Consider the following 16,551-nt stretch of genomic DNA (forward strand, 5'->3'; position numbering starts at 1 on the left):
CACCAAGCGTGAATGCCCGTTGCCCTCCAAGGCGGCGGGCATTTTTGCATCCCAACGCTCTCTCACATCCTGCGGCATTTTGGCTGTTCCTCTGTCACATCGGGACGCTTCTGGCCGGATCTTCTCTCACATCCTGCGGGGTGTGGCCGGATCTTCTCTCACGTCCTGCGGGGTGTGGGCCGGATCTTCTCTCACGTCCTGCGGGGTGTGGCCGGACGTTCTCTCACGTCGTGTTCCTGGCAAACCCGGATGCAACGGATGGATCTACCCATGCAGTCCGTAGCGCCCTCTTGATCTGCCGAACAGCGTTGCCAAAATTGTCCGCCTGGTCCTCTTTTCCAAAGACGAGGACAGTCCAACCGGCTGCCCTAAATGCTTTATCCCTGCGCCGATCGCTATGCATCTGCTCCTCCTCAAGGTGATGGCCGCCGTCGTACTGGATCGCGAGGCGACGGCTCTTGAAACCCAAGTCCGCTGACGGCGAGAAGGGGTCGTTCGGACGGAGCATCACCTGGAGCTGAGGTTCCGGCAAGTTGGCATCAAGCATGGCCAAACGAAGCAAAGTCTCTGGAGCTGAGTCGGCCCCGACGCGCATAAGGTCCAGGGCTTCCCGTGCCCGGACGACGCCTTGGCGGTTTTTGTGCCGTTCGACCATGCACCGAAGCTCCTCGGCAGTAGCGAACGGCGCGTCGCGCCCCTCAAAGTCGGGCCGTGGAATGCGAATCAACTGATCTGCCACGCATACGAGGTCATGAAGGGGAAGGCGACGCGCCAAATCCAGCCATGTTCGGGCTCGAGTGCTCATCCAAATCCCTTGGACTTGCTCAATCTCTCCCTCGAAGAGCGTTTGGGTGTGCCCGATGATGCCTTTGCGCCGGACCGACGGCAGACGTCGCGGTTTGCTCAAGTGCAATTCGTTTGAATCCGATAGCCACGCTGGCAAGACCAAGCCATGGAGCCTGGCGGCAGTTGTGTGGGAGATCCAAGCGCCAGGGCTGGCTGACGAGAGGGAACGGGCCGCTGACGCAAGGTCGAAATCCCAATCACTTGGCCGGTATAAGCCACGGCTAACGGGAACGATGTTGCTGTTGCGCCAAATGACTGAGGGATCGATGCCCGCTGCTTTGGCTTCGTTCAGGCTGAAGGGCCCCAAGACCGGGCTTGATGGGTTGAGTAGCGAATTCTGCATACCCGCATTGTTCCTTGGAAGCAGCTGAGCGTGCAGAAGTTATCCACAGGCCGCCGACTGGCGGGTCGGGATGTGAGAGAAGAACGGTGGAAACGGGTCGGGATGTGAGAGAAGAACGGTTAGCGGGGGCCGCGGAACTTTGAGAATCCACGCCACAGCCCATAAATGGCGCCACCCACGGTTGCCGCCTTCAGCCCCAGCGTTGCTGCACGGCGTCCGGACCGGAAATCGTAGACCGGCCAGTTGTTGTCGCGGGCATGCCGGCGCAGCTTGGAGTCGGGGTTGATCACCACGGGGTGACCCACCATGGTGAGCAGCGGGATGTCGTTGGCGGAGTCGCTGTAAGCCCAGCAGTGATCCAAGTCCAAGCCTTCCTGCTCAGCCACTAGTTGGACCGCGATGGCTTTAGCCGGCCCGTGCAGGATGTCGCCTACTAGCTTTCCGGTATACATTCCGTCGCGGACTTCGCCCACGGTTCCCAGCGCGCCTGTCAGACCGAGCCTCGTGGAAATGACTGTGGCAACCTCAATCGGCGTGGCGGTCACTAGCCACACCCTCCGGCCGACACGAAGGTGCTGCTCCGCAAGGGCCTTCGTCCCAGGCCAGATCCGGGACTCGATCATTTCGTCATAAACTTCTTCGCCCAGGGCTTTGATGTCCTCGACGGTGATCCCGGCCGCCAGGGTCAGAGCGGAATCGCGCACGGCATGGACGTCGTCCATGTTCTCGCCACGCATCACAAACTTGAACTGCTTCCAAGCGAAGCCAGCCGCCTGGGACAGTGTGAAGGCCTTGCGTTCGTACATCTTGCGGGCCACGTGGAAGAGGCTGGCGCCCTTCATCAGCGTGTTATCGACGTCGAAGAAAGCGGCTTCGCCTGTGTGCTGCTGCACTTTGGCATCAGCGACCACAGCGGCGTTCTTCTCGTCGGGCATGCCTTGAGTCTAGTCAATCGCCAGAGCCCAGCGTTGAGGGCGCACGGTGGGGGCTGCCCTAGAGGATGTGAGAGAAGGATGGCCGGGAGGGGGTTGGAATGTGAGAGAAGGATGGCCGGGAGGGGGTTGGAATGTGAGAGAAGGATGGCCGGGAGGGGGTGGGATGTGAGAGAAGGATGGCCGGGAGGGGGTGGGATGTGAGAGAAGGATGGTCGGGAGGGGGGTGGGATGTGAGAGAAGGATGGCCGGGAGGGGGTGGGATGTGAGAGAGCGTTCGGGCGGTTACCGTTGTGACATGGCTATTCCCGACGTCGTTCTCCTAACCAAAGCTGACTGCCACCTATGCACGGAGGCGCGTGCCGCCGTCGAGCGCGTTACCTCGGAACTGGGCGTCCCGTGGACCGAGCAGGCAATCGACGGTAACGCAGAACTGCAGCAGCGTTACGCGGAGGAAATTCCAGTGGTGCTGGTGGATGGGGTCCAGCGCGACTTTTGGAAGATCGACGAGCAGCGCTTGACCCGTACTTTGAAAAGAGTCCTCGAAGGCTGAGGGCCAGAGGACTCTGTTACCCGGAAGTACCGGCTTTTGTTGAGTCCGGCCAAGGGCCATAGAGTGGAACAACAAGCGACGCAATGGAGAAAACCGTGACTGCGCTGGAACCGTCCCCGGGGGCAACAAGCGGGGACCACGAACCTGCCGCCAAGCAGATCCCGCCCGCGGCTGTGGCCCGGATGACTCTCTATTTGCGCGCGCTCAACTCGCTCCTGGCAGAAGGCGTGGAACGCGTGTCATCGGATGCGTTGGCCGAGGCTTCAGGCGTCAGCTCCTCCACACTGCGTAAGGATCTCTCCTACGTCGGCTCGTACGGGACCCGCGGCGTGGGCTATGAAGTCCAGTACCTCAGCCGTCACATTGCCGCAGCCCTTGGCCTGACGCACGACTGGAAGGTCGCGATTGTCGGTGCCGGTAACCTCGGCAAGGCGCTGGCGCGGTACGGCGGCTTCGAGTCCCGCGGCTTCGACGTCGTGGCTATATTCGATGCAGACCCCATGGTGATCGGCAACGAGGTGGGTTGGTTGCGGGTCAGCGATTCAGCGGAACTTGAACGTGTCCTGGAGCGCACCCACACCAACATGGTGGTGCTGGCTTTGCCCGCCACAGTGGCCCAGGAAGTCTGTGATCGAGTCATCGCTGCCGGAATCCGGAGCATCCTGAGCTTTGCTCCGGTTCTCCTGCAGGTTCCGCCGCACGTGAACCTCCGCAAGGTGGATATGGCCACCGAGCTGCAGATCCTGGCCTACCACGCACAACGGGCGCAAACACCGGGTCAGGCTGTATAGCCTTACCGGGTCCGCGCCCGCTGACGTTATGGCAGGAAGCTTGTTGGCTTAGCGGCCGTAAGGGTTCTGGTAAGGGTTGCCGAAAGGCTGCGGCTTGCGGAAGTACGGAGCCGACGCCGGCAGGTACAGCAGGACGATTGCGGCAACTCCCAGCAGGATCACCAAGAGCTGCAGGATGCCGTAGGTGGCCCCGAACTGGAACAGTCCGGCGAGGCCAAGGACAGAGATCGCCGCGAAGACGGTGCCGAGGATCCTCGCCCAGTTCTTGCCCTTGCGGACTGGGAACGCAACCAAGGCGTAGAGGCCAAGGGACACGATGGCCCCAACGATCGCGGCAACGACAAGACCGCCTCGCATGCCTTCCAGGGAGCCTGGGGGGAATTCCGTTCCCTGCTGTGCGGCCTGCCGCATCATCGAGTTGATGAAGGCATCCGAGCCGGTGGTGGCCAGGATCAGCGAGCTGATGGCGGAGAGGATGCCCGCCGCGATGATCATCCAGAAGGAGATGTTGACCATCTGGGGAACGGTGGTAGGCCCTGGCTGCTGGCTGGGCCAGTTGGTGTCCTGGCCGTATTGCGGGGCCTGCTGACCGTAGGGAGACGGCTGCTGACCGTAGGGAGATGGCTGCTGGCCAAACTGCGGAGCCTGCTGACCATATTGGGGAGTCTGCTGGCCGTACTGGGGAGCCGGGGGCTGACCATATTGCGGGGCAGCCGGGGACTGCTGACCGTACTGCGGAGCGCTGGGCTGCTGACCATATTGGGGAGTCTGCTGACCATACTGCGGTGCCGAGGGCTGACCGTACTGTGGCATGGATGGCTGGCCCGGCTGCTCAGGCTTGTTGGCGTCGCCCTTGTTGGCATCACCGGTGTTGGCATCGCCGGGATTGGCGTCCCCGGCGTTGGACGGCGGGTATGGAGGGTTGCTCATGGCATTCCTTTGCTTGTTCGACTGCTGGTACGGCTGCCGGGATCAGCAAAAAGACCCTGCCCCCAGCCTGGTTCTGCTTCCACCGTACCTCCGGGGTCCGGTGCTGCGGATGATCACACGCAGGAATTTCCTGCTTGAGCTGAAATCATCACGATGGCGTACGCCTTCATGATGAAAGCCGTGGTGGTCCAATGGACCACCACGGCCTTGTTCACCTGTCAGGGCGGCTTGGATGAGAGCCCGACGCCGGTACTTCAGGAGGGTTAGACGGCGCCCTTTACTGCCTTGAACCACAGCTGCGAGTTCGGCAACCACATCAGCACAACGGCCACTGCGCTGACCAGGAAACCAAACCAGTTGCCACCCAGGCCCGCACCGGGTCCGCCGGCGTTGATGGAGCCAAAGATGGCGAGCAACAGGGAAACCGCGGCAAGGACGGTGAGGGCAAGGCGTGCCCATTCCTTGCCTTCCTTCATCTTCATGGCGAGGACTATCTGGGCGGCTGCAACAGCAAGGCTGATGATCAGGAGAACCAGAAGGAGTGCCGCAACTCCTGGCATGAAAGCGAACGCAGCGATGATGGCGAAAAGTCCAATGAGGCCAAAGAGGAGGCCCAGGAGTCCCGAGATGACCCAAATGAAGTAGGACACTTTGAGCTCGGTGGGCAGGCCCATGGTCTTGAAGATGCCCGAGAAACCACCTTGCGGAAGGACATCGTTGAAGTTGCGGGGTCCGTCGGTGGGCATTTCGAAGTGGAAACCACCTGGCTGGCCCTGCTGACCCGGTCCGGGCTGCGAATACTGGCCAGGTTGCGACGGCGGCTGGTAGCCCTGCGGTGGTTGGTAACCCTGCGGTGGTTGGTAACCCGCAGGAGGAACATTGCCGGGCTGCGGAGGCTGGGAGCCGGGCTGCTGAGGCTGTGGTGCTTCGTCTGGGTTACTCATGGCATCACTTTAGACCGCAGGTTGAAGGATGCATAGGAGATTTGGAGCCGGTTCGCAGCTAACTACAGGGTGTTTGCCGAATAATCGCAGGGTGACTTCTGAGTACGCGAAACGGCGCCCCCACAGCGGAACTGTGACGGGGCGCCGTTTACTCGGGACTGCCGTGCAAACTCCCGTGCAAGCTGCTGTTGATCTAGGCAGCTGCCGGTGCGATGAACGCGAGCTCCAGGTTGATGACAACCTTGTCGCTGACCAGGACGCCGCCGGCCTCAAGCACGGCGTTCCACGTCAGTCCAAAGTCCTTGCGGCTGATGGTGGTTTCGCCGGAGACGCCTGCACGGGTGTTGCCGAAGGGATCCACTGCGACACCGTTGAATTCGGTTTCGATGGAAACTTCCCTGGTGACTCCCTTGATGGTGAGATCGCCCACAAGATCGAAGCCGTCGCCGTTTGCCTTGACGTGGCGGGAGACGAAGGTGATCTCCGGGAACTTCTCCACATCGAAGAAGTCCTCGCCCTTGACGTGGCCATCGCGGTTGACATCGCCGGAGTCAAAGCTGGCCGTCCGGATGGTTGCGGTGACCTTGGAGTCAGTCAGCGTCTCGCCAACTTCGAGGGTAGCGTCGGCGTCCTTGAAGACACCGCGAACCTTGCTGATACCTGCGTGGCGGACGGTGAAGCCGATCTCGCTGTGGGAAGCGTCGAGGGTCCAGATGCCGGTGGTGACGTTGGCGGGAAGGGTCATCATGATGTTGCTCCTGTATGTAGTGGAAGGTACCGCTTGCTTGCCCGGCTGACTGGTTGATGCATTTACTTGAAACGTCAACCGAGCTTCGTGTCTAGTATAAACATGCATATGCATCTTTTATTCCAACTCCACGGAACATTTTGAGAAAACTTTGAGTTCTACTAGCGGTAGAAGATTTCGGATCGCCCCGCTTCTTTGAGAAACTGGTAAACATGCCCCAAGCAACTGTCCATCTGCTTCGCCATGGCGAGGTCCATAATCCCGATGGCGTCCTCTATGGCCGGCTGCCTGAATTCCATCTCTCCGAGCGGGGCCGGGAGATGGCCCGCATGCTGGCTGAGCACTTTGCCGTCCGCGCAAGCGAGGGTGCCAGGATTGTCCACTTGGTCGCCTCGCCGCTGACGCGCGCCCAGGAAACGGCAATGCCCACTGCCGAGGCGCTCCATCTTGAGATCCATACGGACCCCAGGATCATCGAAGCAGAGAACCACTTCGAGGGACTCCACCCCACGCGCAGCGAATTCCTGAAGCCCAAGCACTGGCTTTATTTCCGGAACCCCCTGCGCCCGTCCTGGGGCGAGCCCTATAAAGAGCAAGCCGCCCGGGTCCTGGCTGCCGTTGAAGACGCACGCGTCAAGGCGATCGAACTGGGTGGCGACGGCGCTGAAGCGATCCTCGTCAGCCATCAGCTTCCCATCTGGTCCACCCGCCTGTCCGCTGAGGGCCGCCGGTTGGCGCACGACCCCCGTAAGCGTGAGTGCACTTTGACCTCCCTGACATCCCTGGTCCTGGACGACGACGGCAAGATTGTTCGGGTGGAATACAGCGAACCTGCTGCGGTGCTCCTTCCCGGTGCAGCAAGCACTCCGGGGGCGTAGGCACATGGATAACAACCTTTCGCGTCGCGGCGTGCTTACAGCCGGTGGTGTCCTGTTGGCAGGACTTACCATGGGCCTGTCAGCCTGCGCCCAGAAGGACTCCCTCGCAGAGCAGGCCCGAAAAGGCGACAACAAGAACTACGTGGCCGGGGATGGTTCCGTCACCGAGTTCGCCAAAGCGGACCGCGCTGCACCCGTGGCGCTCAAGGGGACACTCTTCAATGGAGACACGGTCAAGCCCGAAGACCTCAAGGGGAAAGTCACGGTCTTGAACTTCTGGTTCGCGGCCTGTGCCCCGTGTCGGGTCGAAGCTCCCCAGCTTGAAGCCCTGCACCAGGACTTCAAGGACCAAGGCGTTCAATTCTTCGGCGTTAACCTGCGTGACGAGAAAGCCACCGCGGACGCCTTCGACAAGACCTTCAACCTCACCTACCCGAGCTTCAACGACAAAGACGGGGCCGTGCTCCTGTCTGTGTCCGGAATCGTGCCTCCGGGTGCGGTGCCCACCACCTTGGTCCTGGACAAGGAGGGCAAAGTTGCCTCCCGCGTCCTGGGCGAAATTGAGAAGAGCACTTTGAAGGCCCTCATTACGTCCGCAGTGGCTGAGTAGTACCAATGAACAGTCCTTTCGCCGAGACGATCCTGAATGGATCACTGCTGCTTGCCGTGCCGGTTGCGCTGCTGGCCGGACTCGTCTCGTTCCTTTCGCCGTGCGTGCTGCCGCTCGTCCCCGGTTACCTCGGCTACGTCACAGGACTGACCGGCGTCGACCTCCAAAAGCAGCGGCGGGGCCGCATGCTGGCAGGTATTGGGCTGTTTGTGCTGGGATTCTCGGTGATCTTCGTTCTCCTGGGCGGTGCATTTGGCCAACTCGGGACCCTGCTGACAGGTCCGCAGAACGCCTGGATTACCCAAGTGCTGGGCATTCTGGTCATCCTCATGGGCATCGTTTTTATGGGTGGCTTTGCTTGGCTGCAGCGCGACGCCAAAATCCATGCCAAGCCTCCGGCCGGCCTGTGGGGCGCGCCGCTGCTCGGGCTGACGTTCGGCCTGGGTTGGGCTCCATGCATCGGGCCCACATACTCCGCGGTACAGTTGCTGAGCCTGTCCGGCGGATCGTCGGCGGCAAAGGGTGCGCTTTTGGCCTTCGTCTACAGCCTTGGCCTGGGTATCCCGTTCCTCCTGATCGCACTGGCCGTCCGGCGGGGCATGGGCGTCATGTCCTTCTTCCGGACGCACCGCCTGGCGATCCAGCGGTTTGGCGGAGGCATCCTGATTTTGCTCGGCATCCTGATGGCCACCGGTGTGTGGGGAACCTGGGTGACCGAGTTGCAGTACTGGTTCCAAACCGATGTGAAGTTGCCAATCTGATGAGCGAGTCCGTGAAAGCCAAGAAGAAGTCACCAGCCGCTGCAAGCACGAACACGAAGACAGCGGAAGGAAAACTCCAGCAGGCCAAGTCCGAGGCCGCGCTGCCCTCCCTGGGCATCCTGGGCATGCTTCGGTGGGCCTGGACCCAGTTGACGAGCATGCGGACAGCGTTGTTCCTGCTGCTCCTGTTGGCTGTGGGTGCGGTGCCGGGGTCCCTGTTCCCGCAACGCCCAGCGAACCCTGCAGTCGTCACCCAATACATCAAGGACAACCCGTCCTACGGCCAGCTACTTGACGCCCTGCAGCTCTATGACGTCTACTCGTCGGCCTGGTTCTCGGCCATTTACATCCTGCTGTTCATCTCCCTGATTGGCTGCGTCACCCCACGGGCCATTGCCCACTACAAGGCGATGAAGTCGCAGCCCCCGCGCACCCCCAAGCGCCTTTCGCGACTGCCGGAGTACGGCACGTTGGCGCTGCCCGCCAACGCCGGGATCCCGGCGTCGAAGGCTATCAACGATGCCGCTGGACTGCTCAAAAGGCGGGGCTACCGCGTGGAAGTCAGGGACGTCGACGGCGACCTCCCGTCCTTGGGTGCCGAGCGCGGCTTCCTGAAAGAAGTCGGCAACCTGGTCTTCCACACTTCGCTGATTGGTGTGTTGGTTTCCGTGGCTATCGGCGGCCTGTTCGGATACAGCGGCCAGCGGATCCTGGTGGAGGGTGAGACGTTCGTCAATACTTTGGTGGGCTACGACCAATTCACCCCGGGCACCAACTTCCAGAGCAGTTGGCTCCAGCCGTACTCCATCCAGTTGGACAAGTTTGAGGCCACCTTCGATCGCGAATCGCCAAAGAAGATCGGTCAGCCCATCGACTACACCGCCGAGGTCACCACCAAGGAAAATCCGGATTCGCCGGCGAAGAAGGAAATCCTCAAGGTCAACGATCCCATCACACTGGGTGGCACCAGCCTGTACCTCACCGGAAACGGCTACGCCCCCGTGGTCACGGTCCGCGACGGCGAGGGCAACATTGCTTTCCAAGGCCCGGTCACGGCCAAGGTCCAGGGCGATAACTACTACTCATCCGTGGTCATCAAGGTGCCGGACGGCAAACCGGACCAGCTGGCATTCCAAGGCTTCTTCCTTCCCACTGCGTTCAAGTCCGAGGAGGGCATCTCCTTCAGCGCAAGTCCCGAACTCTTCAACCCACAGTTGAGCCTGGATTCCTACTTTGGGAACCTCGGGCTGGACAAGGGCGTGCCCCAGAACGTGTTCGAGCTGGATGTCAGGAACCTCCAACAGCTCAATGGCCGAAAGCTTGAAGCCGGCGGAATCACGCTTGCCCCGGGGATGACCAAAACACTGCCGGACGGCAAAGGCAGCATCAGCTTCGACGGCGTCAAGAAGTACATCGGCGTGGACGTCCACCACAACCCCGGGCAGCTGTACGCCTTGATCTTCGGCCTCTTGGCTGTTGCCGGCCTGGTGACTTCGCTCTACGTCAACCGCCGCCGTGTCTGGGTACGCACCGGAACCCACCAGGACGGCCGCACCATGGTGGAATATGGCCTGCTGGCCCGAGGCGAAGACCACCGGCTCGCGGGCGAAGCAGCAGCCCTCCGCGAACTTCTTACCCGGGAATGGCAGATCCCCTCTGACTCCGGTAACGCGTCAGCAAACCCCAACACGTCAGCAAACCCCACAGTCTCTTCCCCAACCTCGAAGGACCAGTAATGCCCGTCATCAACGAAACCCTGGGCCAGTACAGCGAGCTGTTCATGCTGCTGGCCGCCGGCACGTACACCGTGGCGTTCATCGCGTTTGCCTGGGACCTGGCCAAGAGCAGCAAGGCCCTGCGTGCCATCGACGAGAAGGCTGCTGCCAGCTCTCCAGCACAGAAGGTGGCGGTGGCGGCTGGTCGCGGCGGCGGAGGCTTGGGGGGCGTCGACGCCGGTGGGCCGGCTGGCCGCGCCGAGCGTCCGACGTCGGGCCTCACCGTTGAGGGTGGCACTGCCGCCGGCGACATGAAGTACTCCGCCGAACGCCGCGTGCCTGCGCGGGTGGCTGTGGCACTCACAGTCCTGGGCGTGCTCATTCATGGTGCGGGCGTTGTGACCCGTGCACTGGGCGCAGGCCGGGTGCCGTGGGGCAACATGTACGAGTTCCTCACCACCGGTGCGTTCGTCGCCGTAGCAGTCTTCCTGATCGTGCTCATCCGACGTGACCTGCGGTTCCTTGGTACGTTCGTCATCGGCCTGGCCATCATCATGCTGGTGGCTGCCTCGGTATCGTTTTGGACGCCGGTTGGCCACCTGGTTCCGGCCCTCCAGAGTTACTGGCTGATCATCCACGTCTCCATCGCGGTCCTGTCCTCGGCCCTGTTTACTTTGACGTTCGCCATGTCCGCGCTGCAGTTGGTGCAGTCGTACCGGCAGAGGAACCTGGCCGCGGGCCGCGCGGACAATCTTGGCTTCATGCGGGTGGTTCCGAATGCGCTGAGCCTGGAAAACCTGTCCTACCGCATCAACGCGATCGCCTTCATCGGCTGGACGTTCACCCTCATGTTCGGTGCCATCTGGGCTGAGAAGGCTTGGGGCAGGTTCTGGGGCTGGGACCCGAAGGAAGTGTGGACGTTCGTTATTTGGGTGGTCTACGCCGGATACCTTCACGCCCGGGCTACCCGTGGTTGGACCGGAACCCGCGCAGCCTGGTTGTCGATCGTTGGCTACGCGTGCGTGATCATCAACTTCACACTCGTGAACACCGTTTTCAACGGCCTGCACTCATACTCCGGGCTCTAATACTCGGGACTCTGAGCAGGCCGCTTTTCAGGCGCCAGGCACTCACGGCCTCCCTGGCGTCTAGCCGCGGTGGACGCGGCTAGATTTCCGTCGCGCGCCGTCGTCCGCTCATCAGCCACGCCGTGGTGGAGGGCAGGAACAACAGGATCAGGCCTGCTGCAGCCAAGACGTACTGCACGGCTAGCAGCACTGTGGATAGGACACCTTCGCCTCCCGGCGCCACGACGAAATCTGCGGTGATCACTGTGACCACGGCGTGCAGGAGGATCACCGGTGCCAGCAGCCAGCGCGCCCAGCTGCGGCGTTTGAAGGCCACAGCCAGCAGGACCGCTTCCATCGCGACCACCAGCGCAAGCATGGCCAGGCTTCCCAGGAACACGACGGCGGTTGCACCCTCGATTGCCTGTGCGTCGCCATCGGGGAGCTTGTCCGCGATAACACCCTTTAGACGGTCCAGGTGCGAGTCGCGGGCGAGGAAAGTGGTGACGACTACTGCGAGTCCTGCGACAAAGCTGGCTGCCCACAACCACCTGGACAGCAGCGCGGGGCCCGGTGGCCGTACGACGCCGTCAAGGGACAGTGGAGGAGACAGGGAAACGCCGGAGCTCGAAGGTGGCGTAAACCTGGGTGGCCCGCCGATGGGTGACGCGGTAGCAGACGACTGCCGTGATCCATCAGCTTGCTGGGCCATGTTCCCTACTTCAGTTCGTCGGTGCCATGGGTATCGGGCTCGCCGCGCTTGGCATCGCCGGACTTGTACCCAGGGGCTTTATTGCCCTGGCTGCCCTGCGCTCCATCAGTACCATTGAGCTTTCGCTCTTTGGCTTCCAGTTCTGCCTTGAGCTTCTTGAGGCGCTCTTCCTCGGCGGCGTTCCGGCGGCGGGATTCGAGATTGCGGAGAAACTCGGGATCGTCGTCCGGGGCGGTGGGGTGGCGGCGGATCGGCTGCGCCGAGGCCTTGCCGTAGGGCCTGCCGAAGATGAACCAAAGGACGGCGCCGAGGAGGGGCAGGAGGATCATGACCACGATCCACGCGGGCTTGGAGATGCCGCGTGTGTACCTGCCATCGGTACGTATCACGTCCACGAGGGCGTAGACGAAGATAACAAGGACGACGACGACGCCAACAACCCGGAGCATGCACCAAGTCTAGTCGCCGGAAGGCATTCACTGGACGCCCGGTTCCGGCTGTGATCAGAGTGCAACCATCCGGGCGGCTAAACTTGGATAGTGGCTTTCCTGAAGTATTCCCTCATCCGTATGGCGCTGTTCGTGCCGTTGTTCATCCTTTTCGCCCTTTTGCAGGTTGGTTGGATCCTGGCGGTGGTCTTCGCGGGGCTGATCGCGTTCGCCATCAGTTACCTCTTCTTCCAGAAACAGCGCGACGCCGCCACTGCGGCCATGCGGGAACGCTTTTCCGGCCGGGCCAAGCCCATCCGCACCGCTGGTGAGGTTGAGGACGCCGAGGCAGAGGATGGCCTGGTGGAGCAGAACCCGGACATCGCCGTCAACAACGACAAACGCCCGGGTTCCAAGTAGGAAAACCTAGAAGCCGCGGTTCAGGATCAGGCCGAGCGAGAACAGCAGGCTGTAGCCGAGGTTGATCAGGCCGGTCTGCTTGAGCACGGGAATGAGGCTCTTACGCTTCTTGCCGTTGACCATGAGCCAGGCAGGCATCAGGCAGGCGGGGATCAGCAGGAGAACGATCAACATCCATGGCTTGGTGGGTGCCAGAACAATCACCAGCAGGATGGCGACGGCCAGCATCAACACGTAGCTCTCGCGGGCATGCCTGTCTCCAAGACGCACCGCCAAGGTCCGTTTTCCGGCCGCCGTGTCCGTGGGAATATCCCGGACATTGTTGGCCATGAGCAGGGCGCAGGCGATGAGTCCGGTGCCGATCGCGCCGATGACCGCTGCAAGGCTAACCTGCCCGGCTTGGGTGTAGGTTGTGCCGAGCGTTGCCACCAGGCCGAAGAACACGAAAACGAAGACGTCGCCCAAGCCAAGGTAGCCGTAAGGGTTCTTGCCGCCCGTGTAGCCCCAAGCTGCCAGGACGCAACCGAGGCCCACCAGGATCAGCCACCAGGTTTGGGTGATGATGACCAGGATCAACCCGCACACCATGGCAGCGCCGAACAGACCGAAGGCCGCCCACTTCACTTGCTCGGGCTTGGCGAGTCCGGAACCAACCAGGCGCAGCGGCCCCACCCGGTCCTCGTCCGTCCCGCGGATGCCGTCCGAGTAGTCATTGGCGTAGTTGACGCCCACTTGGAGAAGAAGCGCCACGAGCGCCGCCAGGATCGCATTCGGCAGCCGGAAAGCATGGAGCTCGTACGCCGCTGCCGAACCGATCAGTACGGGCGCGATTGCCGCGGGCAGTGTGCGGAGCCGGGCTCCTTGAATCCATTGTGCAGCTGTCGCCACGTGTAGTACCTCGTGTATTTCGCGTTGATCTATGGTCGGAGTCATGAGGGCAGAACGTGTCTATTGTCCCTGATGCGCGGCGGAAAGCTGTGCGATCATGGCCAGCCGGTCCGGTTTTCCGTTGGGCAGCATCAGCAAGTCCTTCTTGGCAACCACAGTCTTGGGGGCCAAAACCCCCAACGCTGCTTCGTGGCGGGCCGTGAATCCCTTCAGCTCTTCCGCCGAGGGATCGGTCATGGCCACGTACGCTGCCACGGCCTGGCCCCATTCACGCGACGGGACGCCTGCAACGAAAGCCGCGGTGACGCCGTCGAGCTCTTCCAGTTTGCTTTGGATATATCCGGCGGAGGCCTTCACGCCCCCGGTGATGATGACGTCGTCGGCCCGGCCCAGGACGGTGAGCTTGCCGTCGTCGGTAACTTCACCGAGGTCGCCGGTGACGTACCAACGGACGCCGTCCTCCTCGAGGAACGCGGCATTTGTGGCCCGCGGGGCGTCAAGGTACCCCGCCGCCACGGTGTCGCCGCCCAGCAGGATGCGGCCTTCCAGTTCGCCCTCGCCGATGCGGACCTCGACGCCGTCCAGCGGCTCGCCGTCGTACACGCACCCGCCGCACGTCTCGGCTGAGCCGTAGGTGGTGACCACGTGCAGTCCTTCCGCCTGGGCGTTTGCCAGCAGCTCATCCGACGCCGGCGCGCCGCCCAGCAGGATCGCATTGAAGCGGCGCAGCACGGCAAGGGTCTCCGGTGCGGGGGAGTCCAGGAGCCGCTGCAGCTGGGTGGGGACCAGCGACGTAAAGCGGATCTTGTCCGTCAGTTCCTCGGCCGCAGCTGTGAATGCCTCAGGCGTGAAGCCGTTCGATTGGTCCATCACCCAGGGCCGCGTCCCGGCGTAGAGGGAGCGAACCAGGACCTGGACACCGGCCACATACTGCAAAGGGAGCGCCAGCAGCCACTGGCCTTCGCCGCGCAATGCCATGGCCGTGGCCACAGAGGACGCCGCCAGGGCATCCACGGTAAGGACGGTGGCCTTTGGCGTCCCTGTGGAGCCGGAGGTCCGGACCACCACTGCGGCCTCTTCCACGCCGGTCTCTACCGGAACTGCTTCCGGCCGGCCGTCCTCTTGGACCACAATTTCGACGGCGGGACCCTCGCCATGCAGGGCAGCGGCCAGTGCTTTGAGTACGGGATCGATGTCCACGGGGGAGTCCTAGAAGTAGTAGGGGAAGTTGGACCAGTCGGGGTCGCGTTTCTGGAGGAAGGCTTCCTTGCCCTCCACGGCCTCGTCCGTCATGTAGGCCAGCCGCGTGGCTTCACCGGCGAAGACCTGCTGCCCGGCAAGGCCGTCGTCGGCCAGGTTGAAGGCGAACTTCAGCATGCGGATGGCCTGGGGGGACTGGCGGGCGATATCAGCCGCGTACTCCAGCGCGACTTCCTCCAGCCGCGCGTGGTCCACAGCCTCGTTCACGGCTCCCATCTTCACCATGTCCTCGGCGGAGTATTCGCGGGCCAGGAAGAAGATCTCCCGCGCGGCTTTCTGCCCTATCTGACGCGCCAGCAGCGCAGAGCCATATCCGGCGTCGAAACTTCCCACCGTGGCGTCAGTCTGCTTGAACTTGCCGTGTTCGCGCGAGGCGATGGTGAGGTCGCTGACCACGTGGAGGGAATGTCCGCCGCCGGCTGCCCAACCATTGACGACGGCGATGACCACCTTGGGCATGGTCCGCATCAGGCGCTGGACTTCCAGGATGTGAAGGCGGCCGGCGCGGGCGGGATCGATGGTTTCCTGGGTGTCGCCTTCGGCGTAGCGGTAGCCGTCCCTGCCGCGGATCCGCTGGTCGCCGCCCGAGCAGAACGAGTGCCCGCCGTCCTTTTCCGACGGTCCGTTGCCGGTGAGCAGCACTGTGGCGACGTCCGGAGTCATGCGGGCGTGATCCATGGCCCGGTACAGCTCGTCCACAGTGCCCGGACGGAACGCATTGCGGACCTCGGGGCGGTTGAAGGCGATGCGGACAGTGGGGAGGTCCTTGACTGTGCCGTCTGCGGAACGCTCAACCTGCCGGTGGTACGTCATGTCCTTGAAGTCGTCGAAGCCGGAAACGGTACGCCAGCGCGAGGGGTCAAAGATGTCGGAAACCTTGGCAGGGAGTTGGTTGTTCACAGTCCGAGTCTAGTAATGGCCTTGGCTGATGCAGAACTCGTGGTCTTGGCGGCAGGTCCCGTCTTGCCTAGTGGGGGAGGAAGTCCGGCGGGATCGCATAAATGAGAACCACGGCCAGGAGGTTCTTGGCCGCATGGACGAAGTAGGAGAACATCAGGTTCTTTCCCGTCCACACATAGACCGCCACCAGCACAAGGGCCATGCCGAGATACGGCGCAAGGGCGGACAACACCAACCCCTCCCTGCCCACAACATGGATCGACGCGAAAACTCCTGCCGAAATGGCACAGCAGACCCAAATGTTCACGTACTGCGACAACTTGCCGATCAATAGGTGCCGGAACAAGTACTCCTCCACGAATGGCCCCAGAACCACCAGCAGCGGCACCATGAGCCAGGCCGGCACACGCTGCAGGAGGCCTTGGATGCCCAACTGGTTTTCGGAAGTCTGCGCCGTACCGAGCGCCCCAACGAGGAGAGCCGTGATGACCAGCATGACCACCACCGCAAGGGGCACCATGCCAAGAGTGAACCAAGGGCGGGTGCCCAGGATCTTGACGTCACGGCCAACTATGCGCCAAGCGGACGCCAAGGCAAAGACCCCGACGGCGGCATAAAAGAGCGCGTTAACGGCATACGAGGCGGTGGCAGGGTCAGAAAAAAACTGGAGCATCATTCGCTCCACCGATTCGCCCGCAAACGTGAAGTAGACCGTGAAACCCGCGTAGGCGGCGACGGCCACGGCGTCCAGGGCATTGAACCGGTAAAGCCTCGCCTGCGTCGAAATGGTGCCCATATGACCAGACTATCTTTGCTGGGTGGCCC

General features: G+C 62.3%; 19 protein-coding genes. 8 read left to right on the top strand and 11 right to left on the bottom strand.

From position 1 onward, the window contains the following. Positions 1–223: 223 nt before the first annotated feature. Positions 224–1,189: a DUF559 domain-containing protein gene (locus tag ACFX4T_RS17235; RefSeq protein WP_377652875.1), complete on the bottom strand. Its 966-nt coding sequence runs from the start codon at positions 1,187–1,189 to the stop codon at positions 224–226. 119 nt (positions 1,190–1,308) lie between these two features. Beyond that, complete coding sequence (locus ACFX4T_RS17240) at positions 1,309–2,124, bottom strand: HAD family hydrolase (protein ID WP_377652877.1); 816 nt, start codon at positions 2,122–2,124, stop codon at positions 1,309–1,311. A gap of 295 nt (positions 2,125–2,419) precedes the next feature. On the opposite strand from ACFX4T_RS17240, the gene ACFX4T_RS17245 reads away from it, so the two are divergent. Both ACFX4T_RS17245 and ACFX4T_RS17250 read left to right on the top strand, forming a co-directional pair. Further along, positions 2,420–2,674, top strand: coding sequence for a glutaredoxin family protein (locus tag ACFX4T_RS17245; RefSeq protein WP_216926839.1), 255 nt, complete (start codon positions 2,420–2,422; stop codon positions 2,672–2,674). Positions 2,675–2,757: 83 nt separating this feature from the next. Further along, a complete protein-coding gene (locus tag ACFX4T_RS17250; RefSeq protein ID WP_216926840.1) occupies positions 2,758–3,465 on the top strand; it encodes a redox-sensing transcriptional repressor Rex in 708 nt (235 codons plus the stop codon). 48 nt (positions 3,466–3,513) lie between these two features. Here the strand turns inward: ACFX4T_RS17250 and ACFX4T_RS17255 are convergent, their stop codons facing one another. The 3 genes from ACFX4T_RS17255 to ACFX4T_RS17265 form a co-directional block, all read right to left on the bottom strand. Beyond that, positions 3,514–4,395: a hypothetical protein gene (locus ACFX4T_RS17255; RefSeq protein ID WP_216926841.1), complete on the bottom strand. Its 882-nt coding sequence runs from the start codon at positions 4,393–4,395 to the stop codon at positions 3,514–3,516. Positions 4,396–4,658: 263 nt separating this feature from the next. Then, the gene (locus ACFX4T_RS17260; protein ID WP_216926842.1) at positions 4,659–5,339 is read right to left on the bottom strand and encodes a hypothetical protein; all 681 of its coding nucleotides are present in this window, start codon (positions 5,337–5,339) and stop codon (positions 4,659–4,661) included. 193 nt (positions 5,340–5,532) lie between these two features. Beyond that, on the bottom strand, positions 5,533–6,084 hold the full coding sequence (locus ACFX4T_RS17265; protein ID WP_377652915.1) for a YceI family protein: 552 nt from the start codon (positions 6,082–6,084) through the stop codon (positions 5,533–5,535). 215 nt (positions 6,085–6,299) lie between these two features. On the opposite strand from ACFX4T_RS17265, the gene ACFX4T_RS17270 reads away from it, so the two are divergent. From ACFX4T_RS17270 to ccsB, 5 genes are read left to right on the top strand one after another with little or no spacing between them, the layout of a single operon-like run. Then, positions 6,300–6,965, top strand: coding sequence for a histidine phosphatase family protein (locus tag ACFX4T_RS17270; protein WP_377652880.1), 666 nt, complete (start codon positions 6,300–6,302; stop codon positions 6,963–6,965). Positions 6,966–6,969: 4 nt separating this feature from the next. After that, positions 6,970–7,575 carry a TlpA disulfide reductase family protein gene (locus ACFX4T_RS17275; protein ID WP_216926844.1) on the top strand — a complete coding sequence of 202 codons (606 nt, stop codon included), beginning with the start codon at positions 6,970–6,972 and terminating at the stop codon, positions 7,573–7,575. A 5-nt stretch (positions 7,576–7,580) separates the two neighbouring features. Further along, positions 7,581–8,336 carry a cytochrome c biogenesis CcdA family protein gene (locus ACFX4T_RS17280; RefSeq protein ID WP_377652882.1) on the top strand — a complete coding sequence of 252 codons (756 nt, stop codon included), beginning with the start codon at positions 7,581–7,583 and terminating at the stop codon, positions 8,334–8,336. Further along, positions 8,336–10,072, top strand: a complete 1,737-nt coding sequence (locus ACFX4T_RS17285; RefSeq protein WP_377652884.1) for a cytochrome c biogenesis protein ResB — start codon at positions 8,336–8,338, stop codon at positions 10,070–10,072. The genes ACFX4T_RS17280 and ACFX4T_RS17285 overlap by 1 nt, the downstream gene beginning before the upstream one ends. Then, complete coding sequence (gene ccsB, locus ACFX4T_RS17290; RefSeq protein WP_377652886.1) at positions 10,072–11,139, top strand: c-type cytochrome biogenesis protein CcsB; 1,068 nt, start codon at positions 10,072–10,074, stop codon at positions 11,137–11,139. The genes ACFX4T_RS17285 and ccsB overlap by 1 nt, the downstream gene beginning before the upstream one ends. 79 nt (positions 11,140–11,218) lie before the next feature. On the opposite strand, the gene ACFX4T_RS17295 is transcribed toward ccsB, so the two are convergent. Both ACFX4T_RS17295 and ACFX4T_RS17300 read right to left on the bottom strand, forming a co-directional pair. Beyond that, entirely contained in the window at positions 11,219–11,830 is a 612-nt protein-coding gene (locus tag ACFX4T_RS17295) for a hypothetical protein (protein WP_377652888.1), read from the bottom strand. A gap of 5 nt (positions 11,831–11,835) precedes the next feature. Next, positions 11,836–12,279 carry a PLD nuclease N-terminal domain-containing protein gene (locus ACFX4T_RS17300; protein ID WP_216926849.1) on the bottom strand — a complete coding sequence of 148 codons (444 nt, stop codon included), beginning with the start codon at positions 12,277–12,279 and terminating at the stop codon, positions 11,836–11,838. Between the two features lie 87 nt (positions 12,280–12,366). On the opposite strand from ACFX4T_RS17300, the gene ACFX4T_RS17305 reads away from it, so the two are divergent. Continuing rightward, positions 12,367–12,678: a DUF4229 domain-containing protein gene (locus ACFX4T_RS17305; RefSeq protein ID WP_223949335.1), complete on the top strand. Its 312-nt coding sequence runs from the start codon at positions 12,367–12,369 to the stop codon at positions 12,676–12,678. A 6-nt stretch (positions 12,679–12,684) separates the two neighbouring features. Here ACFX4T_RS17305 and ACFX4T_RS17310 read toward each other — a convergent pair whose 3' ends face one another. From ACFX4T_RS17310 to ACFX4T_RS17325, 4 genes are all read right to left on the bottom strand, one after another. Beyond that, positions 12,685–13,566 (bottom strand): 1,4-dihydroxy-2-naphthoate polyprenyltransferase, encoded by an 882-nt coding sequence (locus ACFX4T_RS17310; RefSeq protein WP_216926850.1) that lies wholly within the window; start codon positions 13,564–13,566, stop codon positions 12,685–12,687. A 60-nt stretch (positions 13,567–13,626) separates the two neighbouring features. Then, positions 13,627–14,766, bottom strand: coding sequence for an AMP-binding protein (locus ACFX4T_RS17315; protein ID WP_377652891.1), 1,140 nt, complete (start codon positions 14,764–14,766; stop codon positions 13,627–13,629). A 9-nt stretch (positions 14,767–14,775) separates the two neighbouring features. Then, positions 14,776–15,726 carry a 1,4-dihydroxy-2-naphthoyl-CoA synthase gene (locus ACFX4T_RS17320; protein ID WP_223946802.1) on the bottom strand — a complete coding sequence of 317 codons (951 nt, stop codon included), beginning with the start codon at positions 15,724–15,726 and terminating at the stop codon, positions 14,776–14,778. A 67-nt stretch (positions 15,727–15,793) separates the two neighbouring features. Further along, positions 15,794–16,522, bottom strand: coding sequence for a CPBP family intramembrane glutamic endopeptidase (locus ACFX4T_RS17325; protein WP_377652893.1), 729 nt, complete (start codon positions 16,520–16,522; stop codon positions 15,794–15,796). Between the last annotated feature and the right edge of the window lie 29 nt (positions 16,523–16,551).

The organism is Paenarthrobacter sp. YIM B13468 (genome assembly GCF_042788025.1).
GTDB lineage: Bacteria > Actinomycetota > Actinomycetes > Actinomycetales > Micrococcaceae > Arthrobacter > Arthrobacter aromaticivorans.